This window comes from Nocardioides salsibiostraticola, from assembly GCF_054783655.1.
Genome location: NZ_BAAGQD010000027.1, coordinates 256443 through 278634 on the forward strand (window position 1 = coordinate 256443; position 22192 = coordinate 278634).

Genomic DNA, 22192 nt, shown 5'->3' on the forward strand with positions numbered 1-22192 from the left:
GGGTGGAAGCAGAGTCAGAAGACGTTGAAGGGTCGGAACTGCACGGAGATGCGTGGTCCGGCGTGGGCCACCTTCGGTACGGCGTGCTCCCAGGTGCGCTGACAGGTGCCACCCATCACGATCAGGTCGCCGTGGCCCATGGTGATCGACAGCGACTCGCCACCGCCGCGGGGTCGCAGCGCCAACTTGCGGGTGTCGCCCAGGGAGACGATGGCCACCATCGTGTCGTGGGTGCTGCCCCGACCGATCGTGTCGCCGTGCCAGGCCACCGAGTCGCGGCCGTCGCGGTAGTAACAGCAGCCAGCGGTGCGGAAGGGCTCGCCGAGTTCGGGCAGGTAGTGCTCGGTCAGCGCCTCCCGGGCCTCGGCCAAGCGCGGGTGGGGGAGTTCCTCACCGATCATGTAGGTGTAGATCAGCCGCGGGATGTCGACCAGGCTGTCGTACATCTTCCGGCGCTCGGTGCGCCAGGGGACGTCGGCTCGCACTGCGGTGAAGACCTCGTCGGCTCCCGGCAGCCAGGACGGGACCACATCGACCCAGGCCCCGGACCCCAGGTCCCGACGGGTCAGTGTCCCGAAGGACACCGAGGCGGCTTCGTCGGACGGGGTCTCGAACAGGGTGCTCTGGACGTCCATGAGATTCAGCGTAGAACATGTGTCGAACAGACGTTCGAGCAACACGCCGGGCAGGCGGTCAGGCGTTGATGGCGCGCTGCATCTGCGCAATGGTCTCGTCGGCCAACCGGTCGAGCTTGCCCTTGATGAACAGGGGGGCCACCAGCTTCAGCAGGGGGGAGAAGTCGAAGTCGGCGCGGTAGTGGATCTGGGTGTTGTCGCCCTCCGGACTGAACCGGAACCAGTCGGTGGCCGTGGTGCCGCCGTTGACCCCGCGGAACTTCACCTCGTGCGGACGGTCGAAGGCCACGGTCTCGTAGACGAGTTCGACGCGGCGACCCATGAACTTCGAGATATTCGAGTACGTCGTACCCAGGCCACCGTCGCCGGTGAGCTGCTTCGTCTCGATCGTGCCGGGGTCCCACTCGTGGGTGCTGGTGAAGTCAGCGAGGTAGGTGAAGACCTCGCCGACGGGACGCGTCACGGTAAAAGTGCGTTCGACATACATGCGCCGAGACTACGGGCATGATCTATAGCACTAGCGGAAGAGCAGGGCGGCATATATACATGTTGTGAAGTGTCCGCATATCCCGATGGATTGCCTTTAGGTTCGTCCCATGACCGAAACCCTAGTTTCCGAGGGCCGCGCTTTGAAGCACGTGCAGGTTCGTGAATACGTGCGCGATCTGGTCGCCGGAGAGGCCCCCGGCGCACCTGCCCCTTCAGAGCGAGAACTGGTCCAACGCTTCGGAGTGGCCAGGATGACCGTGCGCCAAGCGCTCGACGCCCTGGTCTCCGAAGGCCTGCTCGAACGACTCCCCGGGCGGGGAACGTTCGTCGCCCGACCTCGGGTGGTGGCCAGTCGGATCACCGGCTACAGCGAAGAGATGCAGCGTCGCGGGCTCCTCGGCGAGTCGCAGACCCTGCTGGCTCGCCGTGAGCAGGCCGGCCCCGGCGTCGCTCGTGCCCTGAACCTCTCCGAAGGGGACGCAGTCATCCACTGGCGGCGTCTACGTCGCGGAGACGGCACTCCGGTCTGCATCGAGGACGCCTACCTCAACGAGGTGCTGCTGCCCGGCTTCCTGCAATCCGGCATGCCCACCAGCCTGTACGCCGACCTCGCGGGTCGGGGTCTGCGACCGACGTGGGCCGAGGACTCGATCACCGCCGACCTGGCCTCCGACGACGAGGCGGCCCTGCTGGAGCTGCGCAGCCAGTCACCGGTACTGCGGCACTCCCGGCGAGCAGTCAGCGGCGACAAGTGCGTGGAGGTCTCGCGCACCGTCTACCGTGCGGACCGCTTCACCATGTGGGTCCAGTTGGGCACCGAGCCCGACCTCGACTGACCCGACCAGGGCACTGACTGGGGGCACCGACTAGGGGCTCTGAAGAGGGGCAGGGGCGGCTAAGCCGCAGCCAGCGCCCCGAGGGGTGCCGCGAACTCGCCGGACTCCTCGCACATCCAGACCGGGTCGGGACCGCCGAGATCCGGGGCGATGTAGAGCGCATGGGGCGGGCGGTCGCGACAGTTCACACAGATCGGCCACCGACCGACGGTCTCGAACAGGGCGTCCTGCACGTCCTGGGCGACCAGCCCGGCGATGTACACGACTCCCTCGGGCCACTGCTCGGCCCACCACTGGCGCGCCGAGCAGGCGTCCTCCAGGGCGGAGACGGCCTCGGCCGTGGCTTGGTTCCTGGCCGTGAGGTCGGCAAGGACCCTGGCCCGGGCGTCGAAGAGCACTGCGTTGTCCACCTCTCCATTGTGCGTGCGGTGGCAAGGACCCCGGTCCGGGTAACCTCGCTCGGGTCATGACGATCCTCATTGATCCCCCGAACACACCCGGCCACGGTCGGTTCTGGTGTCACGTGGCGAGCGATGAGTCGTTCGAGGAACTGCACGCCTTCGCCCGGTCGCTGGGGATCCCCGAGCGAGGTTTCGACCGGGACCACTACGACGTGCCCCAGGAGTGGCGCTCGAGTGTCGTGCTGGCGGGAGCGCAGGAGGTCAGCTCGCGGGAGTTGGTCAGCCGGCTCGTGACGGCTGGCCTACGGAGGCGGAAGCCGCGTCCGGAACGGTGACCTGCTCCAACGAGCCGGTCGACCCGGTCGGCCCAGCCAACCCGGCCAACTCAGCCAGCTCGGCCTCGACGTTGTGGCGGGCGTCGGCCTCCCAGGTGCGCTGGCCGTAGTCGGTGGAGAAGAGATTCTCCTTCGACAACAACTCACGCAGGACCGCGGCTCGACCGGCTGTGAAGAGGGCATCGTCGATGTGGGCGAACTCCTGACGCACCTGCTGGACGTACTCCTCATAGCGCTCGGTGGGGGCAGCCAGGATGGCGAGGTCGGCGTCGGAGAGGGCCGAGCCGTTGGCGTCCCCGGTCTCGGGCCGGTGGGTCTCGGTCATCCGGACCAGTCGGGCGACCTCGGTGACGGTGGCGGAGTCCATCAGTGGCGCCAGCGCATCCTCGGCCCAGGTGGCTGAGCGCTCCTCCGCGTCGCGCTCACCGTCGTACACGCCGTCGTGGAACCACGCGGCGAGCAGGACCGGCTCCCAGTCGAAGGCAGCGCCCTGATCCGAGAGTTCCGCCAGCCGCTCGACGACCTCTCCGAGGTGCTGAAGATCGTGGTAGCCGCGAACGGGGTCGGCGTAGGCCGTCAACAGTTCGTCGCGAAGTCGCTCCGCTTCGGCCAGCGGCCAAGTGTCCTGCAGCTCGACGGTGGCGGTCGTGGGCTCACTCATATCGTCATTCAAACATTTATTGCTACCCCCTGGGCGATGCGCTCAGGCGGGCGTGGGCGCTGCGGCGGTCGACGGGGGCGGAGTCATCGCCCAGCGGATGGTGCCGGTGGCCACGGTCCCCAGGGCCCGCACCACGGTGCGTTCGGAGATCGGCAGCCAGGGCAGCCTCAGCGGCCAGCGGGTCCAGGCGGGCATCAGGCCCACCGCGGCGGCTACCAGGACGCCGTACGGCGCACGTGCGGCCAGGGGGAGCGGCGGGCGGAACAGGAGGTAGCCGACCGCCTCGCGGGCGTCCTTGGTCCCGATCAGCTCGGGGCGGTACGCCGTCATCCGCTCCTGCAGCTCCGCCTCGGTCACGGGCGGATCGAGGACCCCGAGGCGGCGGGCGATCTCGGCGGTCTGGGCGACGTACTCGTCTCGGCCGGTCTGGTCCAGTGGGTTCTTGCCGTAGGTCTGATGGGCGGTGAGGAAGCTGTCGATCTCGGCGATGTGCACCCACTGCAGCAGATGGGGATCGGAGGCCGCGTAGGGGCTGCCGTCGTCCATGACGCCGGTGACACGCTCGTGGATGGAGCGGATCACCGCGATCATCTGCTCGGCGTCGTCCTGCACCCCGAAGGTCGTCACCGCCAGGAAGCGACTGGTCCGGTGCAGGCGGCCCCACATGTCTCCGCGGTAGCCGGAGTGTTCCGCGACCGCGCGCATGGCCTGGGGATGCAGGGTCTGCAGGAGAAGGGCCCGCATCCCTCCGATGAACATCGAGGCGTCGCCGTGGACACGGACGATCGCGCTGTCCGGCTCGAACCACCGAGGACCCTCCCGAAAGTGGATCCGGTCGCGGTGTTCGGCCCCGTCGGGTCCCGCGACCCTGGCGAACAGTGCTTGCCCGAGTTGTTCCCTGATGCCCACCATGCTGTCTCCTTCAGGTCACCCGAAGTTTATCGAGTGCCCGAAAAGCGGGCTGAGTGATGGGCTCAGAAATGTGGAGAGCCCCACCGGAATCCTCGAAGGAATCACCGGCGGGGCTACAACTTCACGTCTGCCCGGCGCTCCCCCCGGAGCACCTTGTGCGATCCCCCCGGATGCACGGTGGGCAGACTGTTCAGTTCAGGTTGACCATCGCTCCCCCCGGAGTCTGGCCTAACCCCCATCATCGACGGGTGTGGGTGCCCTTCGATGTACTAAACGTAGACGGGGCTAACGCACGATTCATCCACAGGCGAGTAACAAATCCACGTGGAGTGGTAACAAATAGGCACAGTGAATGGGTCGAGTAACCTCTCCCGCGTGAGCAAGATCGTGATCGTCACCGGATCGGGACGCAGTGGGACCAGCAGCGCTGCCGGAACTCTCAAACGGTTGGGCCTGCAGATCCCCCAACCGGAGGTCGAGGCCGACGAGCGCAACCCCCGGGGTTACTACGAACCGCTGTGGGTCGCGGACTTCCACAAGTACTTCCTCAACGCCATCCCGGTGCGCACCATCGACTCTCGCCCCCACGCCGGCCAGATCGCGATGGACGCGGTCACCCCGGAGCGCGAGGCCGAGTTGCGCGAGTGGCTGGCCGCCGAGGTGGCCGCACAGCCCGAGGCGATCTTGGCCATCAAGGAGACGCGGGCCTACTGGGTCTATCCGTTGTGGCTGCGAATCGCCGCCGAGCTCGGCATCGAGGTCAGCAGCCTGACCATGTTGCGGCACCCCACGCAGGTCGTGCGTTCGCGGGATGCGGCGTACCTCAGCGAGGAGTCGGACACCTTCCGACGCCAGCGCGAGACCACCAACGTGGCCGCATGGATGAACTCGGTATTCGAGACCGAGCGCGCCACCCGGGGCAACCCCCGCGCCTTCGTGCCCTACTACGACCTCATCGGCGACTGGCGTACGACGATGGGTCGGGCCGGAGAACAGATGGGGGTGGACCTCGCCGTCGGTGCCGACGCTCACGAGGTCGATGACTTCCTGACCGCCTCCCTGAACCGTTCGGGCGCGGACTGGGACGGTCTGATGGTGGCCGGCAACCTGGTCGAGATGGCCGAGGAGACCTGGACCCACGCAGGGGTCCTGGTCGCCGACCCGAGCAACGCCGAAGCGATGGCGGGCCTGGACCGGTTGCGGGCGGCGTACGTCGAACTCTACGAATCCTCCGCCGCGATCGCCCTGGACGAGACCGTCAGCCAGGTCGCCGCGGTCCGCAAGAACCTCAAGCGCAAGCTCGAGACGAAGCAGCGACGCATCGAGAAACTGCGTGCCGAAGTGGCCGAGCTCAAGGGTCAGCCCACCGGCTAGGGGTGCTCCCAGGGGGCCGCGACCGGGAAGTAGTCGCGGTAGAAGTCGGCGAGGAAGCCGTCCAATCGGTCGTTGTCGACCGCATGGTCGTGCTGGTCGCCCAGGCAGATGAAGTCCCACTCCCGGCGCTTCAATGTCATCGCCAGTTGGCGGTCGACGTCGCTGCTGGTCAGGTTGACGTACATCAGGTTGGCGTCGGCGACGTGGGCGCGGCCGGTCAGCAGGCCGTAGTGCTGGGCCAGGGAGCTGAGGCTCGAGACGTCGGTGTCGTTGCGGAACGGTGACCGCGCGGTCTCGGCCAGTACGTCGGGGAACCGGTCGCCGAGGTCCTGCAGGACCGATACCCGGTGCGGGTAGGGGGCGTGCGCCAAGTTGTTGGTCACCACGGCCCCGAACGCATCGGCCAGAAGGCGGCGGTTGTTCCAGGCGGCCTTGAGGTACGGCGGCGCGTCGGGCAGGTCGCTGAGGCCGACCGTGGTGTGGGAGAAGAACGTGGCGAACGACCCCGACGGGCTGAAGAACGCGTCCGGGCGGACCGGGCGGCCCAGGAAGAAGTCGTCGTTGAAGTAGAGGAAGTGCTCGGCCAACCCCTCGATCCGGTGCAGGGCGGTCTCGATAGCGTGGGAGTTGAAGGTCGGCAACGCATCGGCGGGCAGGATGTCGCGGTGGTCGACCACGTTGATCATGGGGTGGTCGACGTCGAGCCAGGACGGCGTCTGGCCGGCGGTGACCAGGTGGATACGCCGCACCCAGGGGGCGAAGAGGTGCAGGCTGCGGAAGGAGTAGCGCAACTCGTCGCGGGCCACGAAGCGTGCGCGGCCGCTGGACTCCCGGCTCTGGGCGGTGGCGCTGTCTCCGGACAGGCCGGCCAAGCGATCGCGGCGGGAGGCGTCCCAGACGGGGTCGTTGCCGTCCACCCAGGTGTAGACCACGTCGATCGGGAAACGGCACTCGGTCGCGGTCGGTTGGGCCATCAACGGCAGGGTGCGGACCGCGACGCCGTCGACCTCGAAGTCGACCATCTCGGCCAGGGCCGTGGCGGGGATACGGTCGGCGTACCGGTTGCGGCGGGCGGGCAGGAGGTCGCCGGTGATCGAGGTCTCCCAGAACTCCACGTCGAGGGTGCAACCGTGGGCCAGGGGACTGACCCGGTCGCCGGTCATCGGCCAGGGTTCGAGGTGGACGACGGGGGAGCGGCCCCGGCGGAGGGCGGCGGACGCCTCCGGGAGGGACGTACGGCGTTCGTGCCAGCCGTGGGCCGCGGGTTCGCGGGCGGACAGGTAGCCGGGAGCGGCCCCGTCGTCGCCACCGAGGTGCGCGAGGAACTCGTCGCGGTCCTCCATCGGGATCACCAGGACCGGTGCGGGGTCCCCGTGGGCCGGGATGACGAACCAGCGGTCCCCGGATCGACGGGCCGCCTGGGCGGCCCAGGCGAGCGCCTCGTGGCGGGCTTGCCGGGGGGTGGTGGTGGTGACGTCGACGAGCGCGCTCGAGGCAGGGGTACGCCGCGGCTTGGCCAGGGCACGCGCGGTGGCCCGTCCTCTTCCGGCGCGGCGGGCTCGGGCGTCGGCGAAGATCTGGACCCATCGCTCGGCGAGCGCGTCGGCGTCGTACTGTCGTGCGGAGCGGGCCGCCCCTTCGCCGAGGCGTTGGCGAAGGGCGTCGTCGCCGCACAGGCGGAGGAGCGCCTGGGCCATCCCGGCGACCGACTCGGGGCTGACCAGGAGGCCGTTGACCTCGTGTTCGATGATCTCGCGGGGTCCCGAGGCGCAATCGAAACTGGCCACGGGGACACCGGAGGACATGGCCTCCTGCATCACCAACGGGAAGCCCTCGGAGCGCGAGGTGAGCGCCGAGACGCCGGCCTTGGCCCACTCGCCGGTCATGTCGGTGACCTTGCCGGGCAGTTCGACGCGGTCCCACAGACCGTTCTTGCGGATCTGGCGCATGAGGTCGAGGCGGCCCGGGCCCTCGCCGTAGATGCGCAGGCGCCAGTCCGGGATCTGGTCGGCGATCAGCGCGAAAGCGGCGACCAGTTTGGGGAACTGCTTCTCCTGGACCAGACGTCCCGCCGCGACGATCAGCGGGTTGTCCAACCGGGACCTCGGTGCGAAGCCGATCGGGAGCGGGTTGGGCATCACCACGGTCTGCGGAGCGATCGGACCGAGCTCGGCGAGCAGCCACTCCTCGACCGTGGGGGTGAGCAGGGCGACCACGTCGGCCTGGGGCGCGAAGGTGAGCAGCGGCTCGAGGCCGGTGGTGCGGCTCGAGGAGGAGCGGTGTTCCTGGTGGACGACCACGACGTCGTCGGGCAGGAGTTGGGTGGCGCAGGCCAACAGCCCGGGCGTGACGCTGACGACGATGTCGACCCTCAGCGAGGGCAGCGCCGCTTCGAGTGCGACGTCGCACAGCGCGGTGAACTGCCGGTCCCATCGGGCGGGGACCAGGGCGGATTCGCGCGCATGCAGACGTTTGGCCAGCGGGGGCTCCACGAGCCCTTCGGCCACGGCCGTGGGGGCCGACTCGTTGCGTACGTCGACGAGGTAGTCGACTCCGATGCGAGGGTCGAGGGAGTAGTGCGGCGCCTGGTCGGAGCGGGTGACGCTGACGAAACGGACCTCGTGGTGGGGCGCCAGGGCATTAGCCTGGGTGACCGCGGATCGCGAGGTGCCGCCCATGCCGTCGAGGTTGAAGACGAGGAAGGTGATCTTCACGAGGTCTCCCCGTTGACGGAGGGCTCGATCGTGGGGTCCGTGGCGCTGACGGGCAGGATCCGGGCGACCAAGAACGCCTCGCCGCCGAACCGCAGGCGGATCCGAGCGGTCTCGCTGCCGGGCAGGTTGACCGGGGGGAGTGGGGCTCCGCGCCCCGGATCGGGCAGGTCGTCATGACGGCGGCGGATCGGCACCCAATGGCCGGGGACGCCGATGACCACCCGGGTCTGGACGTCGATGGACTCATCCAGTGCCCAGCTGTCGGTTGGGCTGCCGGTCGGGCCGTCGGTGGGAGCGCCGGTGAGGAGTGCGCTCAGGCCCGACTCCGTGGCCGAGGTCGGGAACCGGGCGACGACCTCACCATCGGAGAGGAGGGCGACCTCGGCGTCGGCGGTGATCTCTTCATCATTGGCGATCGTGAGTCGGACCCCGTCGGACTCCTCGACGACGCCGGCCAGCCAGGCGGTGGGTTCGAGGTCGGTGCAGGTGATCTGGAGGTACCCGTCGGGGGTCTGATCGAGACCCCACTGGGTGCGTTCGTCCCGCGTCGGAGCCACCCGGGCACCGGGCAGGGGTGCGGACCAGATGGGGCGCGGGGAGCGGCCGCTGGTCGGGACGATCACCACGTCGTACGTCGCTGGTTCCGACGCCTCGGTCGCAGTCAACCCACCCAGGTCCATCCGAGCCGAGGTGTAGGCCGGCTGGTCGTCGGGTGCGTCGTTGGTCAACGCGACCACGTCACCGGTCCCGGTGTGGCGCAGTGCGATGGATCCGGGGGTCAGTTCGACGGCGACCCAGAGGCTCTGGCCGTCCAGGATCCCGACGAACGACGCGACGGGAGCTCCGCGTGGCGCGGTGGACGGGTCGGGTTGCTCGGCGGTGTTCGGGCCGGCGGTGTCGTCGGTGGAGCGGGAGGCGCGGCGTCGGGCGAGTTTCACAGTCCGGAGACGCCCTCGCCGCCGCCGGCCTGCTCGTCGAAGTTCTCGTGCTCGACGAGGTGCAGCACCGGTACGCCGATCGCCCGCCGGGCCTGGGAGCTCCAGTCGACGTGGAAGAACTCGGCGATGATGTGGGGGCGGGTCAGGATGATCGCCTCGCGACCGTCGACGTCGGCGATCTTGGAGGTCAGGGCCTCGATCGGGGAGCCGGTGGTCAGCAGAGCCGACCCCACCCGGGCGCCCGCGGCGACCAGGGCGTCACGGGTCTTGCGCAGTTCGACGGCGGCTTCCTTGTCGTGCTCCTCCTGCAGGGCCTCGAGATCGACGCCGATACTGGCGAGCCCTGGGGAGGCGAAGGGGTCACCGGCCATCAGCGGGCCCATGCCCGCTTCGACCTGGCCGGCGGCGTCGTCCACGGGCAGCAGCACGTGATAGGTCACCGGGTCCTCGATCGCCTCGTGGAGCGAACGGACCTGGGCGGCGTCGGCGGCGGAGAGGGCCTGCTCGATCAGGAGAACGACATCGTAGTCAGCCATGAACGGCAGCCTAGAGGATTCCTAGCCGCCGAGAACGGCCGCGAGGTCGTAACTCACCGGTTGCTCGAGTTGGTCGTAGCCACAGGACTCCGGATCGCGGTCGGGACGCCACCGTTTGAAGTGCGCGGTGTGGCGGAACCGGCGACCCTCCATGGCGTCGTACTTCACCTCGATCACCCGCTCGGGGCGCAGCGGCGTGAAGCTCAGGTCCTTGCCGGCGCTCCATCGGCTCTGCGTGCCGGGAGCCCGGTCGGGGTTGGCGATCGCCCACTCGCTCCACTCGCCCCAGGGGTGCTCGGTGATCGGACAGACGAGGGGTTGCAGTTCCTCGATCAGCTCGGCGCGGCGGGCCGCGGTGAAGCTGGCGCTGACCCCGATGTGTTGGAGCTTCCCCTCGGACCACAGTCCCAGCAGCAGGCTGCCGAGCAGGGGTCGTTCGGGGGTGCTCGTCTTGTGTTCGCGGTAGCCGCAGACCACGACGTCGGCGGTGCGCTCGTGCTTGATCTTCATCATGGTCCGGCCGTTCTCGACGTACGCCGCCCCCAGGGGCTTGGCGATCACCCCGTCGAGACCGGCGCCCTCGAACTCGGCGAACCAGCGTGCGGCCTGGGCCGGGTCCTCGGTGGTGCGGGTCAGGAAGCAGGGTCCCTGACCGCCGCGGAGGTGGTCGAGTGCCTCGACCATGGCGGCGCGACGCTCGGAGAAGGGGCGGTCGACGTACGACTCGTCACCGAGGGCGAGGAGGTCGAAGGCGACGAAGCCCGCGGGGGTCTCCTGGGACAGCTTGGTCACCCGGGAGGCGGCGGGGTGGATGCGTTCCTGCAGGGTTTCGAACTGCAGGCGGGGGCCGGTCGCGACGAACAGTTCGCCGTCCAGGACGCAGCGCTCGGGCAGTTGTTCGAGAACGGCCTCGACGACCTCGGGGAAGTAGCGGGTCAGCGGTTTGGTGTTGCGGGAGGTCAGCTCGACCTCGTCACCGTCCCGAAAGATCAGGCAGCGGAAGCCGTCCCACTTGGGCTCAAAACTCAGCCCACCGAACTTCGCGGGGTCCGGTACGCCGCTGACGGCCTTGGCCAACATCGGACGGATGGGCGGCATCACGGGCAGGTCCACGGGTCCGAGCCTAGATCCTGGGTGCTGGATCTTGGGTGCTGGAGCCTGGGTGCTAGCTAGATGTTGGGGGAGCCCGTGCGGCGTAGGAGGAGCGGGCTGACGGCGGCGACCAGTCGCTCACGCGTGAAGTGATCCGGTTGATCGAGCGTGAGACGGCCGAGGTGCTCGACGTTGACGAGCAGCAACTCGGCCAACACCTCGGTGTCCACCTGCGTGGAGTCGGCGCCGAGACCCTCGGTCAGTCGTTGGGCCATCTCGCCGCGCAGGAAGGCGCGGGTGCGTTCGATGCGGTCGGTGACCAGGGGAGGGGTGCCCCCGACGAGGCCGAGCACGGGTTGCCAGACCTCGGGTTCGCGGCGCACGAGGTCGAGAAAGTCGGCAAGTCGCTGGATCAGCCACGCCTCGAAGTCCCCAGCTGGTGAGGTGTCGCGTTCGGAGGTGTCCGGTTCGCGGGCCAACAGGCCCACCGCGGACTCGAGGGCGCGGCGCTGGGTGCGGTCCAGGAGCGCGTGGAGCAGCGGTTCGAGCCCGTCGAAGGTGGCGTAGACGACCGGGCGGGTGACGCCGGCCTCGCGGGCGATCGCCTCGACGCTCACGTGCCGGTAGCCCTCGCGGATCAGCACCGTGAGCGCGGCGTCGAGGAGTTGCTCACGTCGCTCGGCGGGCGGCAGGCGTCGGGCGTACCGACGTTTGCGCTCGTTCTCCTCGACCATGGGAGCAATCTATATGACGGGAGTGTAGATTTATATATGACGGAAGTGTAGGTTCGGATCTCGCTCCCCCTGTACGTCTCCGTTGCACCTGCGAAAGGTTCGTGTCATGCCCGGTCGTTCACTGCCAGGTCTTCCCACCCGTTCTCGTCTGGCCAAGCGCTACGAGCCGCACGCCGACTACGGTTTCTTCGGCCCCGATTCGGTGACCTGGCGGGTGTGGAGCTATCCGACCTCGCTGGTTCTCGGGTTCGCCCGGTCGGTGACCATCGAGCACCTGGATCCGAACCTGACCGCGGCGGTCGCGCAGTCGGGCGGGGTGAAGTACCGCCCACACACGCGGTACGGCCGCACCGTGCGCTACTTCAGCCTGGTGGCCTTCGGGGCGACCGAACCGACCGCCAAGGCGGCCGACGTGTTGGTGAAGGTGCATACGAAGGCGATCGGGCACGACCCCGTCACCGGCGGCACCTACGACGCGAACCGCCCCGACAGCCAGCTCTGGATCCACATGACGGCCTGGCACTCCATCCTCTACTGCTACGAGAAGTTCGGGCCCGGCCGGCTGAGCGCGCAGGACGAGGCGCAGTACTGGCTCGAGTGTGCCCGCGCCGCGGAGTTGCAGACGATCGACCCGGACTCCGTGCCCCGCTCCCGGGCCGAGGTGGCGGCGTACTTCGAGGAGTGGCGCCCGCGCCTGGCCTCCTCCGAGGCCGCGCAGGACCTGGTCGACTTCATCCTCGGCCTCCACGTCGCGCTGCCGTCGGACCTCCCCAAGTGGCAGCGGGTCGCCGCTGCGCCCGCGATCTGGGTGCTGCGCAAGGGCGTCGTCGCGACGTACCCCCGCTACGTGCGCAAGATGTTCGACCTCAAGCAGGGGCCGGTGATGGATGCGTTCATCGTCCCCGCCAATCGAGTGCTTCACCGCGGCCTGGCCCGCATCACCCCACTGAACTTCTACTTCTTGAACATCATCGCGCCCGCCGCGGTCCCGGTGGTCGCTCCGGTCCTGTTGGGCATCGCCCCCATCTCGCCGACGGTGATGACCCCCCGGGAGGCCCAGGCCCGCTACGGGTACGACGTGCCCGCCCAGGCCCACCAGGACCTCCGGGACCGTCAGCACCAGCGCGTCTTCGAGCAACAGGTCCCCGCGAGCGACGAGGGCCTGATCGAGTCCGAGGAACACATCGGCGCGATGGGCAACGCCTACGGCATGCCCGTCTGAGCCAACCGACCAGTGAGCCACTAAGGTGTCTGGTCTATCCCCGGTTGGTCTGCCGGCAGGGCCCGCCTGACTTTGAATCAGGACTAGCGACGATGGTTCGACTCCATCCCGGGGAGCAAGGCGCCTTCATCGGCGCTCGCAACTGCGGCGCACCTCGGCACGGCATTGGTCCACGTTGTCCCGTCCAAGGGCCTTGTCCCTGCCCGGTCCTCCGATCAAGACATCCCGTCCGAAGGTGCCGACCAGCGTGTCGTTCCCGCCCATGCCGTAGACGGTGTACGCCCGTGCGCGAGCATTCTCGCAGGCGCGGAAGAGGGCGCCGGAGACGAAGTCTCGGCCACCCTTGGCGAAAACGGTGTTGTTGCACCCCGTGACGAAGATCTGGTTTCGCCGACCGTTCCCCTTGACCACCGCATGCTTGACATCGCGAACCGTCAGGTCCTCGAATGCGCGGAAGGTCGCGGTCCTCTGGCCGTTGAAGCCGAAGCGGCTGCGGGCCATGTTGGCGAAGAAGCTCGTGGACTTCGTTGATGTCTTCTTGCCGAAGACAGCGAGCGTGTCCTGACCCCCGCCGCCGAGAAACGTCCCGACATCACGGCTCCGCACGTTCAGCAGGTCGTCTCCGCCACCCATCCGCGCCGACACTCCGCCGTCACCTCTGGTCAGGCCTTCGCCGCCGCCGAGCCACAGCGCCTCCGCGGCAGGCCCTCCGGTGAACCGGAACCCGTCCCAGTCGATGCGATTGACGTGGTAGGCCTCGAGGTTGGAGATGGATCCCGTGCTCACGCTGTCACGGGTGATGGTGCCGGTGGACACGTTGATGTCTAGGGCGCTGGAACGAGACCAAACGGGCACGATGCTGTCGTACCCCCCACCGCCATCGACGTGAGGCATCGAACCCCTCACCGTGACGCCATCCCGCCCGCGGCCCAGCGACACAGCGTCGTTGTTCGGGCGGTCGTCGCCCCGCGCGGCGCCCACAAAGACGAGGTCGTCGCCTGTGCCGGTGCTCACGATGTCGGTCCCGAGTGGCCCGTCGGCATCATCATCGTCGTCGCCGACGTACACGTAGTCGTCCGAGCCGTTCCCGGTGAAGGAGTCGGACCCTGCTCCCAGCGAGGTTCGCAACTGCCGGCTTGTTGTCGCGGAGTCGACCTTGTCGTCACCCGTGCCCGCATCGACTCGCGGGGTAGACCCGGTCACACAGATCGTGTCGGAGCCACCGAGAGCTGAGACGGTTGCCGCCCCGTTGGTGACGATCACGTCGTCTCCCTCTGTGCCGACGAGGTCCTGCCCGGGGGCACCGACCAGCGTGGCGGGAAGCCCGGAGCAGGTCTCTCCAGCCGCCGCAACCGGTGCTTGTGCGGCAGCGAGGAGCGAGGCGAGTACCGCGACTGTGGCGACCGGGACGACAACGCGGGACGACGCGTTGCCGAGGAAACTGCTGACGCGCATAGGGCCTCCGAGAGAAGAAACAACTGTGGTGGCAAAACCCTATGCGATCACTGTGCCCGTGCCTATGCGATCGCTGTGCCCGTGATGAGCGTGACGAGAGCTGTCCGCGACCGAGTCACTCCGGCCGGAGAGCCGCGTGGGTCGAGGTGGCCCGGGCGATGAGCCGCCCTTTCTGGTGGATCTCCGCCTCGGCGGTGGCCAGGCGGCGTCCGCGGGAAACGCACCGAGCCGTGCAGGTCAGCATCTCGCCGGCTCGTGCCGCGCGGAGGAACTGGGTGTTGAGTTGGATGTGCGGCCAGGCCACGTTGGGATCGCTCGCTGCGTGAACGGCCCACCCGGTGGCGCTGTCGAGGAGGGCGCCGAGGTAGCCGCCGTGCAGGATCCCGCCGCCGTTGAGGTGCTCCTCGCCCGGGGCCGCCTCCATCGCCGCTCCGTCGGCATCGGCTCGGAGGAGCCTGAAGCCCAAGTGGGCGGTGAAGGGTCCGAGGTAACTGTCGGCGCTCATGGCCAGGACGCTAGCGCTGCCCGTCCGTGAGAGGGACGTGAGGTGGATCGTTCTGGACGGTCATTGCCAGAACCAAGCCTATGAGACATCATGCTCGATGTGTCTCATAGCGAGTGGCAGCGCCACGACGACTCGAGCGCAGCCATCGACGGTCTGCTCGATGCCGCGGGCGCGGCCTTCGTTCGGTACGGGGTCGCGAAGGCCTCGATGATGGATGTCGCGCGGCTAGCCGGGTGTTCGCGGGCGACGCTGTATCGCTACTTCCCCAACCGGGCGGCCCTGCATCTCGGGTTCGTCCATCGGGCCACGTTGCGGATCGCCTCGAACATGGCACCCACCTCCACGGCCCAGCGGTCGGGGGAGAACGTCGCGGAGATGGTCGACCTGATCGTGGGCGGTATCGCCGCGGTCCGGGCCGATCCTCTGCTGGCCGTGTGGTTCGAGCCCGAGAACATGGCGGTCCCCCTCGCCGTGAGTCAGAACTCCGAACTCCTGCAAGCGATGACCGCCGGCATGGCCGAGCAGTTCGACTCCTCTCTGGAGCCCGCAGAGAACCAACTGCGCGGCGCGTGGCTGCTTCGTTGCATCGTCTCGTTCTTGGCGATGCCCGCCGAAAGTGACACCACGGAGCGGGCCATGATCGAAGCCTTCGTGGTGCCGCTGCTTTCCCCCAACCGATCAACCGAGGAGCAAACCATGACGAACCCCGATGCTGAGATCGACCTGACCGATGCCTCGGTCTGGGAGCAGAGCGCCCCACACGTTTGGCTGGACCGACTCCGTCGGGAAAGCCCCGTGCACTGGCACGAAGAGTCGGACGGTCCGGGATTCTGGGCGCTGACCCGGCACGCCGACGTACAACGGGTGTCGACGTCCCCGGGCGAGTTCTCCAGTTGGGTCGGTGGGCCGTTGCGCCTCGACATGGAGGGCGACTCTCTCGACCAGTTGCGGATGGTGATCATCGGCATGGACCCGCCCGATCACCGGGACTTCCGCACGATCGTGTCCAAGGCCTTCACGCCGAGGATGATCGCCAAGCTCGAGGAGTCCCTGCGGACCGAGACTGCCCGCGTGGTGGGCGAACTGCGCAACAGCGACCGCTGTGAGTTCGTCGCAGACGTGGCTGCTCGGATCCCGATGTGGTCGATCAGCGAACTCATGGGTGTCCCGCCGGAGGATCGCCAACGGCTCTACGAACTCAGCCACGCCCTGATCGATGATCAGGACCCCGAGATCGCACCGACGCCCGAAACGGCGATGGAGGCTTCGGCGGAGATCTTCGGGTACGCCTTCGAGATGGCGGCGCGCGAGCGGGCCAATCCTTCGGGCAGTCTGACCAGCGCTCTCCTCGAGGCCGAGGTCGATGGCCGTCGGTTGGACGACATGGAGTTCACCCTCTTCTTCCTGTTCCTCATCGTCGCGGGGAACGAGACGACCCGCACCGCCTCCTCACACGGGCTGCTCGCTCTGCTGGAGCACCCGGAGTCACTCGCGCGACTGGTGAGCGATCCGAGTCTGATCCCGTCGGCCGTCGAGGAGATGTTGCGGTGGGAGCCACCGATCCAGCACTTCCGACGAACCGCCACCGCAGACGTGGTGCTCGGTGGCCAGCCGATCGCCAAGGGCGACAAGGTCCTGATGTGGTACGCCGCGTCGAACCGTGACCCAGCCGTGTTCGCCGACCCCCACGAGTTCCTGATCGATCGGTCTCCCAACCCCCAGCAGTCGTTCGGCATCGGCCAGCACTTCTGTCTGGGAGCCAACCTGGCCCGCGTGTCGTTGCGGCTCCTGTTCACCGAACTCCTCGGGACGATCGAGAACATCGCGTTGGAGGCCCCGCCGCGGCGCCTGCACTCGAACCTCATCAACGGCATCAAGGAGATGCGGATCACCTACGACGTCCGGTGAGCCGGCGGGAGGAAGGAGGGTCGCCCGGGCACTACCGTGCGGCCATGACAACCAAGGTCGAGAGAGTTGCTCTGGTCACCGGTGCGTCCTCCGGCTTGGGCGCCGCCACGGTACGCCGCTTCGCCGCGCAGGGGGTGTCGGTCTTCGCGGCCGCCCGCGACCAGGAGCGTCTCGCCGAGGTCGCAGCCTCCTGCGCCGATCTACCGGGTGAGGTGCGCTTCGGCCACCTCGACGTGTCCTCACCCGAGTCGTGTCGTGCTGCGGTCGCCGCAGCGGTGGGGGAGTTCGGGCAGCTGGACGTTCTGGTGAACAACGCGGGACGGCACGACTTCCGGATCACCTCGGAGGTGACCGAGGACCAATGGGCACAGGACATCGCGGTGAATCTCAGCGGTGCCTTCTTCTGCAGCCAGGCGGCGTTGCCGCACCTCCTCGAATCAGCCGGCAACATCGTGAATGTCTCCTCGGTGGCGGGGATGGTGGGGGAGGCCTACTCCGCGGCGTACACCGCGGCGAAGCACGGTCTGGTCGGGCTGACCAAGGCGTTGGCGGTGGAGTACCTCCGCACACCGGTCCGGATCAACTGCGTGTGTCCCGGTGGCATGGACACTCCACAGGTCCACACCATCGACATTCCCGACGGCGCCGACTTCGAGCTCATCATGCGGGTGTCCGCGGCTCGGGGCTTCATGAGCGCCGAGTCCGTCGCAGCCACGATCTGTTTCCTGGCCTCGGAGGACGCCTCCGCCATTCACGGGGCTATCCAGGTGGTCGATCAGGGGCACCTCGCCGGCTGAGGTCGACGCTAGGAGGCTTGCCGAACGGTCGTGAGGCGAAAAGCGCCTCCGAGCAAGCAAACGTGGCGCTTGTTGCGTCACGGATCGGTGGTTCGCCCGAGGAACCCACAGGAGACCGCTGGGACAGGAGAAACGCACGGTGCGGGTGGAGTTCGCTCCCCGACTCAGTGTCCTCCCCGACCCTCGCACCCATCCCCTGCTCGGGGTAGGTTCCCTACGGCGCGAGGGCGCCTATTGGAGGTAATGGTGCAGCAGAACGTGACAGTCGTGGTCCTTGCCGCCGGTGGCGGAACCCGGATGAAGTCGAAGACCATGAAGGTCCTGCACGAAGTGGGCGGTGTGTCGATGATCGGCCACGTCCTGCGTGCCGTGGAAGCGCTCGAGCCGCGGCGCGTCGTCGCGGTGGTGGGTCACCAGCGTGAACAGGTGGGCGCCCACATCCAAGAGCGGATGCCCGCCGCACTTCTCGCGGTCCAGGAGGACCAACTCGGCACCGGCCACGCCGTTCGGATCGCGATGGACGCACTCGCCGCAGCCCCCGACGGACCCGGCGACGGCACCGTCATCGTGGCCACCGGTGACACCCCCCTTCTGCGGGGGGAGTCCCTCATCGCCTTCGCCGCCGAGCACGAGGCAGCCCAGCACGCAGTCAGCGTGCTCAGCGCCGCCGTCGACGACCCCTTCGGCTACGGCCGGATCCTGCGCAACGCCGAAGGCGATGTCGAAGCCATCGTGGAGGAGAAGGACGCCAGCCGCGAACAACGAGCGATAGCCGAGATCAACTCCGGGATCATCGCCTTCGACGTCGGCTTCCTCATCCAGGCCCTCACCAAGATCGGCAACGACAACCAGAAGGGCGAGTACTACCTCACCGACACCGTCCAGATCGCCCGTGACGCCGGGCTCACCGTCGGGGCCTTCCCGCTCGACGACCCCTGGCAGACCGAAGGGGCCAACGATCGCTGTGAGCTGGCCCTGCTGGGTCGGGAGCTGAACCGCCGCATCGTCGAGGACTGGATGAAGGCCGGCGTGTCCGTGATGGACCCCGCCACCACCTGGATCGACTCCGACGTCGTCCTCGCCCAGGACGTCACCATCCTGCCCGGCGTCCAACTCCTCGGCGCCACCGTGGTGGGAGAGGACGCGGTCATCGGTCCGGACAGCACCCTGAAGGACTGCGAGATCGGCACCGGCGCACGAGTCGTGCGCACCCACGCGGAACTCGCCGTCATCGGCGAGGGTGCCACCGTCGGCCCGTTCTCCTACCTGCGCCCCGGAACCAATCTGGGTGTCCAGGGCAAGATCGGCGCCTTCGTCGAGACCAAGAACGCCCAGATCGGTGACCAGGCCAAGGTGCCGCACCTCTCCTACGTCGGCGACGCCGAGATCGGGGAGGGCACCAACATCGGCGCTGGCACGATCTTCGCGAACTACGACGGGGTGGCCAAGCACCGGACCGTGGTCGGCCGCCACGCCCGCACCGCCTCGAACAACACCTTCGTGGCACCCGTCGTCATCGGCGACGGTGCCGCCACCGGTGCAGGGGCCGTCGTACGCTCCGATGTGCCCCCCGGCGCCCTCGCGTTGAGCGCCGGACCCCAACGTCTGATCGAGAACTGGGCGCAGGACAAGCGCCCCGGCACCAACCAGGCGGCCGCAGCAGAGGCAGCGTCGTCTACAACCTCGTCTCAGGGCAACGCCCCGGAATTGGGATGACCTCTCCCAACCGGCAGAATTCGGCCCATCCCCCGGCGATGATCAGGAGTCTTACGTGAGCGGCATGTCCAAGACCTTCGAGAAGAACCTGATGATCTTCAGCGGTCGGGCCCACCCCGACCTCGCTGCCGAGGTGGTCTCCATCCTCGGGATCGATCTGGTCCCGCAGTCGGCCTACGAATTCGCCAACTCCGAGATCTACGTCCGGTACGAAGAATCCGTCCGCGGTTGCGACGCCTTCGTGATCCAGAGCCACACCGCTCCGGTCAACGAATGGATCATGGAACACCTGATCATGGTCGACGCGCTCAAGCGCGCCAGCGCCAAGCGCATCACCGTGGTCATGCCCTTCTACGGCTACGCCCGCCAGGACAAGAAGCACCGCGGACGTGAGCCGATCTCTGCCCGCCTGATGGCCGACCTGTTCAAGACCGCCGGCGCCGACCGTCTCATCACCGTCGACCTGCACGCCGACCAGATCCAGGGCTTCTTCGACGGTCCCGTCGACCACCTGATGGCCCTGCCGATCCTCGCCGACTACGTCAAGGAGAAGTACGGCGGCCAGTCGCTCGCCGTCGTCTCCCCGGACGCCGGTCGGATCAAGGTCGCCGAGCGCTGGTCGGCCCGCCTCGGCGGCGCACCGCTGGCCTTCATCCACAAGTCCCGCCGCACCGACCGCCCCAACGAAACTGTCGCCAACCGCGTCGTCGGCGACGTCACCGGCCGGATGTGCGTGCTGGTCGACGACATGATCGACACCGGCGGGACCATCGTGAAGGCCGCCGAGGCGATCATGGCCGACGGGGCCGCCGGCGTGGTGATCGCCGCCACCCACGCCATCCTCTCCGACCCCGCCGTGGAGCGACTCAAGAACTGCTCGGCCACCGAGATCGTCGTGACCAACACCCTGCCCCTGGCCGAGGACCGTCACTTCGAGAAACTCACCGTTCTTTCCATCGCCCCCCTGGTGGCGCGCGCCATCCGCGAGGTCTTCGAGGACGGCTCCATCACCTCGATGTTCGACGGGCACGCATAGCGGCTTCGCCTCGGCGGCTTCGCCGCTCGGCCTGCGGCCGCCAGCGGCTTTGTGGTCGCTGCGCTCCCCGTTTTTTCTGTTCCGACCAACCAGGCTCGCTGCGCTCGCGGTTGGTCGGTCCGCACCTCGCTCGCTGCGCTCGCTTGGTCCGGAAGGGGCGTCCATCGGGAGGGTGCGCAGGCAAAGCGCTGGCATGGTCGGGGGGCCTGTGGTCCGCCGCAGGCGAGTGGATTGGCCTCGCGCAGCGAGTTTCCGTAGGATCGTGAAGTTGCCTCGGCGAGGGAGCCTGAGCCTGTCTCAAGGATCTCCGTGATCGACTGGGCCGGATCCCTCATTCCGCGGCGACCACTGCACTTTGACCCCAAGACGTCGCCGACGTCGTTCTGAGCTAGAGGAGATCCACATGGCAGCCGTGAAGATCAAGGCCGAGTCGCGCACCGAGTTCGGCAAGGGCGCAGCGCGTCGTATCCGTCGTGAGGACAAGGTCCCCGCGGTCGTCTACGGCCAGGGCAACGAGGCCCAGCACGTCACCCTCCCCGGCCACGCCACCATGCTGGCGCTCAAGAACGGTGGCTCGAACACGCTGCTGGACCTCGACATCGAGGGCACCTCGCAGCTCGCGCTGACCAAGCAGATCCAGGTCGACCCGATCCGCCGTACGCTCGAGCACATCGACTTCGTCGCGGTCCGCAAGGGCGAGAAGTACACCGTGGACGTCGTGATCCACCTCGTCGGTGAAGCCGCCCGCGACTCGCTGGTCGTCACCGAGAACTCCACCGTCGAGATCGAGGCCGAGGCCGCGAACATCCCCGAGTACATCGAGGTCTCCATCGAGGGCCTCTCGGCCGGCACCCAGATCCTGGCGTCCGACCTGATCCTGCCCGAGGGCTCCGAACTGCTCCTGGACCCCGAGACGCTGATCGTCAACATCACCGAGCAGCAGAGCGAAGAGGCCCTCGAGGCCGAGCTCGAGGAGCTCGAAGCCGAAGCCGGCATCGAGCGTGAAGACTCCGACGACGACGACGAGGCCAAGACCCAGGGCGACTCCGGAGACTCCGCCGACTCGGAGTGATCTCCGCGTGATCTTGAGTCGCGTGCGGTGGTTCGTGGGGCGGTGGGTGTCTCCCGTCGCGCCCGAACGGCACGAACAGGGTGTCGAGGGTGACGACGATGAGGAGAGCCCGATGAGTGGCGACGTGTGGCTGGTGGTCGGCCTGGGGAACCCTGGGAAGACCTACGCCGGACACCGACACAACGTCGGCTACCTCGTCATCGACGAACTCGCCCAACGACTCTCCGGATCCTTCCGATCCCACAAGACCGGACGAGCAGACGTGGTCGAAGGCCGGCTCGGCGCGCCGGGATCCGATGGTCCCCGCATCGTGCTGGCCCGACCGCGATCGTTCATGAACGAGCTCGGCGGGCCCGCCAAGGCCCTGGCCACCTTCTACAAGGTGCCGGCCAACCGGGTGATCGCCGTCCACGACGAACTCGACATCGCCTTCGACACCATGCGGGTCAAGTTGGGCGGCGGGGACAACGGCCACAACGGTCTGCGCTCCCTGCGGGCCTCGCTGGGGACCGGTGACTACTACCGGGTTCGCGTCGGTGTGGGACGGCCACCGGGCCGCCAGGACCCCGCCGACTTCTTGCTGTCGAACTACTCCGCGACCGAGCGCAAGGTGCTGCCCTTCCAGGTCGACCGTGCTGCAGACGCCGTTGAAAGCCTGATCAACCATGGTCTGGACACCACACAGCAACAGTTCAACAGTTAGGTAACAGGTTTCGGCGGGCCGGCGGAGCCCAGATCCCCCGGCTGAGCCGAACCCCCGGCAACAGGCGGGTAACGGACCAGGTTCGAGGCCGCCAGGCCCTGCCTGAGGCCATGGCCGAGCC

22 protein-coding genes and 1 tRNA gene are annotated in these 22192 nt (G+C 68.1%); 11 read left to right on the forward strand and 12 right to left on the reverse strand.

All coding sequences use genetic code 11. The features are described 5' to 3' along the window. Positions 1-14: 14 nt before the first annotated feature. Positions 15-635 carry an alpha-ketoglutarate-dependent dioxygenase AlkB gene (locus tag ACYVLV_RS18970; protein WP_460812824.1) on the reverse strand — a complete coding sequence of 207 codons (621 nt, stop codon included), beginning with the start codon at positions 633-635 and terminating at the stop codon, positions 15-17. 58 nt (positions 636-693) lie between these two features. Next, complete coding sequence (locus tag ACYVLV_RS18975; RefSeq protein WP_460812827.1) at positions 694-1122, reverse strand: SRPBCC family protein; 429 nt, start codon at positions 1120-1122, stop codon at positions 694-696. Positions 1123-1231: 109 nt separating this feature from the next. Here ACYVLV_RS18975 and ACYVLV_RS18980 point away from each other — a divergent pair, with 109 nt between their 5' ends. Continuing rightward, the gene (locus tag ACYVLV_RS18980) at positions 1232-1960 is read left to right on the forward strand and encodes a GntR family transcriptional regulator (protein ID WP_460812830.1); all 729 of its coding nucleotides are present in this window, start codon (positions 1232-1234) and stop codon (positions 1958-1960) included. A 59-nt stretch (positions 1961-2019) separates the two neighbouring features. Here ACYVLV_RS18980 and ACYVLV_RS18985 read toward each other — a convergent pair whose 3' ends face one another. Further along, complete coding sequence (locus ACYVLV_RS18985) at positions 2020-2370, reverse strand: hypothetical protein (RefSeq protein WP_460812832.1); 351 nt, start codon at positions 2368-2370, stop codon at positions 2020-2022. Positions 2371-2426: 56 nt separating this feature from the next. Here ACYVLV_RS18985 and ACYVLV_RS18990 point away from each other — a divergent pair, with 56 nt between their 5' ends. Then, positions 2427-2696, forward strand: a complete 270-nt coding sequence (locus ACYVLV_RS18990; RefSeq protein ID WP_460812835.1) for a DUF4031 domain-containing protein — start codon at positions 2427-2429, stop codon at positions 2694-2696. Here the strand turns inward: ACYVLV_RS18990 and ACYVLV_RS18995 are convergent. After that, positions 2641-3357 carry an HD domain-containing protein gene (locus ACYVLV_RS18995; RefSeq protein WP_460812838.1) on the reverse strand — a complete coding sequence of 239 codons (717 nt, stop codon included), beginning with the start codon at positions 3355-3357 and terminating at the stop codon, positions 2641-2643. The genes ACYVLV_RS18990 and ACYVLV_RS18995 overlap by 56 nt on opposite strands. 42 nt (positions 3358-3399) lie before the next feature. Next, positions 3400-4269 (reverse strand): oxygenase MpaB family protein, encoded by an 870-nt coding sequence (locus tag ACYVLV_RS19000; protein ID WP_460812841.1) that lies wholly within the window; start codon positions 4267-4269, stop codon positions 3400-3402. A gap of 375 nt (positions 4270-4644) precedes the next feature. Here ACYVLV_RS19000 and ACYVLV_RS19005 point away from each other — a divergent pair, with 375 nt between their 5' ends. Further along, the gene (locus ACYVLV_RS19005) at positions 4645-5643 is read left to right on the forward strand and encodes a sulfotransferase family protein (RefSeq protein ID WP_460812843.1); all 999 of its coding nucleotides are present in this window, start codon (positions 4645-4647) and stop codon (positions 5641-5643) included. Here the strand turns inward: ACYVLV_RS19005 and ACYVLV_RS19010 are convergent. Genes ACYVLV_RS19010 through ACYVLV_RS19030 form a run of 5 tightly spaced genes read right to left on the reverse strand, consistent with a single transcriptional unit; the run spans position 5640 to position 11657 of the window. Continuing rightward, the gene (locus tag ACYVLV_RS19010) at positions 5640-8357 is read right to left on the reverse strand and encodes a stealth conserved region 3 domain-containing protein (protein WP_460812846.1); all 2718 of its coding nucleotides are present in this window, start codon (positions 8355-8357) and stop codon (positions 5640-5642) included. The two genes, ACYVLV_RS19005 and ACYVLV_RS19010, sit on opposite strands and share 4 nt — an antisense overlap. After that, on the reverse strand, positions 8354-9295 hold the full coding sequence (locus tag ACYVLV_RS19015; protein WP_460812849.1) for a hypothetical protein: 942 nt from the start codon (positions 9293-9295) through the stop codon (positions 8354-8356). Before ACYVLV_RS19015 ends, ACYVLV_RS19010 begins: the two co-directional genes overlap by 4 nt. Next, positions 9292-9831, reverse strand: a complete 540-nt coding sequence (locus ACYVLV_RS19020; RefSeq protein WP_460812852.1) for a hypothetical protein — start codon at positions 9829-9831, stop codon at positions 9292-9294. The genes ACYVLV_RS19015 and ACYVLV_RS19020 overlap by 4 nt, the downstream gene beginning before the upstream one ends. A 21-nt stretch (positions 9832-9852) precedes the next feature. Then, on the reverse strand, positions 9853-10944 hold the full coding sequence (locus tag ACYVLV_RS19025) for an ATP-dependent DNA ligase (protein WP_460812854.1): 1092 nt from the start codon (positions 10942-10944) through the stop codon (positions 9853-9855). 56 nt (positions 10945-11000) lie between these two features. Beyond that, positions 11001-11657: a TetR/AcrR family transcriptional regulator gene (locus ACYVLV_RS19030; RefSeq protein ID WP_460812856.1), complete on the reverse strand. Its 657-nt coding sequence runs from the start codon at positions 11655-11657 to the stop codon at positions 11001-11003. Between the two features lie 106 nt (positions 11658-11763). Here ACYVLV_RS19030 and ACYVLV_RS19035 point away from each other — a divergent pair, with 106 nt between their 5' ends. Both ACYVLV_RS19035 and ACYVLV_RS19040 read left to right on the forward strand, forming a co-directional pair. Beyond that, a complete protein-coding gene (locus ACYVLV_RS19035; RefSeq protein WP_460812859.1) occupies positions 11764-12879 on the forward strand; it encodes an oxygenase MpaB family protein in 1116 nt (371 codons plus the stop codon). A 37-nt stretch (positions 12880-12916) separates the two neighbouring features. Next, positions 12917-12995 (forward strand) — tRNA-Gln (locus ACYVLV_RS19040). Positions 12996-13005: 10 nt separating this feature from the next. Here ACYVLV_RS19040 and ACYVLV_RS19045 read toward each other — a convergent pair. Together ACYVLV_RS19045 and ACYVLV_RS19050 are read right to left on the reverse strand one after the other, a co-directional pair. Continuing rightward, complete coding sequence (locus tag ACYVLV_RS19045; RefSeq protein WP_460812862.1) at positions 13006-14334, reverse strand: hypothetical protein; 1329 nt, start codon at positions 14332-14334, stop codon at positions 13006-13008. Between the two features lie 115 nt (positions 14335-14449). Continuing rightward, entirely contained in the window at positions 14450-14839 is a 390-nt protein-coding gene (locus ACYVLV_RS19050; RefSeq protein ID WP_460812865.1) for a PaaI family thioesterase, read from the reverse strand. Positions 14840-14929: 90 nt separating this feature from the next. On the opposite strand from ACYVLV_RS19050, the gene ACYVLV_RS19055 reads away from it, so the two are divergent. The 6 genes from ACYVLV_RS19055 to pth all read left to right on the forward strand — a co-directional run bounded on the left by ACYVLV_RS19055 (position 14930) and on the right by pth (position 22071). Beyond that, positions 14930-16747: a cytochrome P450 gene (locus tag ACYVLV_RS19055; RefSeq protein WP_460812867.1), complete on the forward strand. Its 1818-nt coding sequence runs from the start codon at positions 14930-14932 to the stop codon at positions 16745-16747. Positions 16748-16791: 44 nt separating this feature from the next. Then, entirely contained in the window at positions 16792-17544 is a 753-nt protein-coding gene (locus ACYVLV_RS19060; protein ID WP_460812869.1) for an SDR family NAD(P)-dependent oxidoreductase, read from the forward strand. A 246-nt stretch (positions 17545-17790) separates the two neighbouring features. Next, the gene (glmU, locus tag ACYVLV_RS19065; RefSeq protein WP_460812872.1) at positions 17791-19260 is read left to right on the forward strand and encodes a bifunctional UDP-N-acetylglucosamine diphosphorylase/glucosamine-1-phosphate N-acetyltransferase GlmU; all 1470 of its coding nucleotides are present in this window, start codon (positions 17791-17793) and stop codon (positions 19258-19260) included. 55 nt (positions 19261-19315) lie between these two features. Then, entirely contained in the window at positions 19316-20296 is a 981-nt protein-coding gene (locus ACYVLV_RS19070) for a ribose-phosphate diphosphokinase (protein ID WP_460812874.1), read from the forward strand. A 403-nt stretch (positions 20297-20699) separates the two neighbouring features. Beyond that, on the forward strand, positions 20700-21368 hold the full coding sequence (locus tag ACYVLV_RS19075; protein WP_460812877.1) for a 50S ribosomal protein L25/general stress protein Ctc: 669 nt from the start codon (positions 20700-20702) through the stop codon (positions 21366-21368). A 112-nt stretch (positions 21369-21480) separates the two neighbouring features. After that, positions 21481-22071 (forward strand): aminoacyl-tRNA hydrolase, encoded by a 591-nt coding sequence (gene pth / locus ACYVLV_RS19080; protein WP_460812879.1) that lies wholly within the window; start codon positions 21481-21483, stop codon positions 22069-22071. Positions 22072-22192 lie beyond the last annotated feature (121 nt).

Bases quoted from the DNA above. Each gene is read 5' to 3' on its own strand.
- ACYVLV_RS18970 (WP_460812824.1), bottom strand. From the start codon at position 635: ATGGACGTCCAGAGCACCCTGTTCGAGACCCCGTCCGACGAAGCCGCC.
- ACYVLV_RS18975 (WP_460812827.1), bottom strand. From the start codon at position 1,122: ATGTATGTCGAACGCACTTTTACCGTGACGCGTCCCGTCGGCGAGGTC.
- ACYVLV_RS18980 (WP_460812830.1), top strand. From the start codon at position 1,232: ATGACCGAAACCCTAGTTTCCGAGGGCCGCGCTTTGAAGCACGTGCAG.
- ACYVLV_RS18990 (WP_460812835.1), top strand. From the start codon at position 2,427: ATGACGATCCTCATTGATCCCCCGAACACACCCGGCCACGGTCGGTTC.
- ACYVLV_RS18995 (WP_460812838.1), bottom strand. From the start codon at position 3,357: ATGAGTGAGCCCACGACCGCCACCGTCGAGCTGCAGGACACTTGGCCG.
- ACYVLV_RS19000 (WP_460812841.1), bottom strand. From the start codon at position 4,269: ATGGTGGGCATCAGGGAACAACTCGGGCAAGCACTGTTCGCCAGGGTC.
- ACYVLV_RS19020 (WP_460812852.1), bottom strand. From the start codon at position 9,831: ATGGCTGACTACGATGTCGTTCTCCTGATCGAGCAGGCCCTCTCCGCC.
- ACYVLV_RS19030 (WP_460812856.1), bottom strand. From the start codon at position 11,657: ATGGTCGAGGAGAACGAGCGCAAACGTCGGTACGCCCGACGCCTGCCG.
- ACYVLV_RS19035 (WP_460812859.1), top strand. From the start codon at position 11,764: ATGCCCGGTCGTTCACTGCCAGGTCTTCCCACCCGTTCTCGTCTGGCC.
- ACYVLV_RS19045 (WP_460812862.1), bottom strand. From the start codon at position 14,334: ATGCGCGTCAGCAGTTTCCTCGGCAACGCGTCGTCCCGCGTTGTCGTC.
- ACYVLV_RS19050 (WP_460812865.1), bottom strand. From the start codon at position 14,839: ATGAGCGCCGACAGTTACCTCGGACCCTTCACCGCCCACTTGGGCTTC.
- ACYVLV_RS19055 (WP_460812867.1), top strand. From the start codon at position 14,930: ATGCTCGATGTGTCTCATAGCGAGTGGCAGCGCCACGACGACTCGAGC.
- ACYVLV_RS19060 (WP_460812869.1), top strand. From the start codon at position 16,792: ATGACAACCAAGGTCGAGAGAGTTGCTCTGGTCACCGGTGCGTCCTCC.
- ACYVLV_RS19075 (WP_460812877.1), top strand. From the start codon at position 20,700: ATGGCAGCCGTGAAGATCAAGGCCGAGTCGCGCACCGAGTTCGGCAAG.
- pth (WP_460812879.1), top strand. From the start codon at position 21,481: ATGAGTGGCGACGTGTGGCTGGTGGTCGGCCTGGGGAACCCTGGGAAG.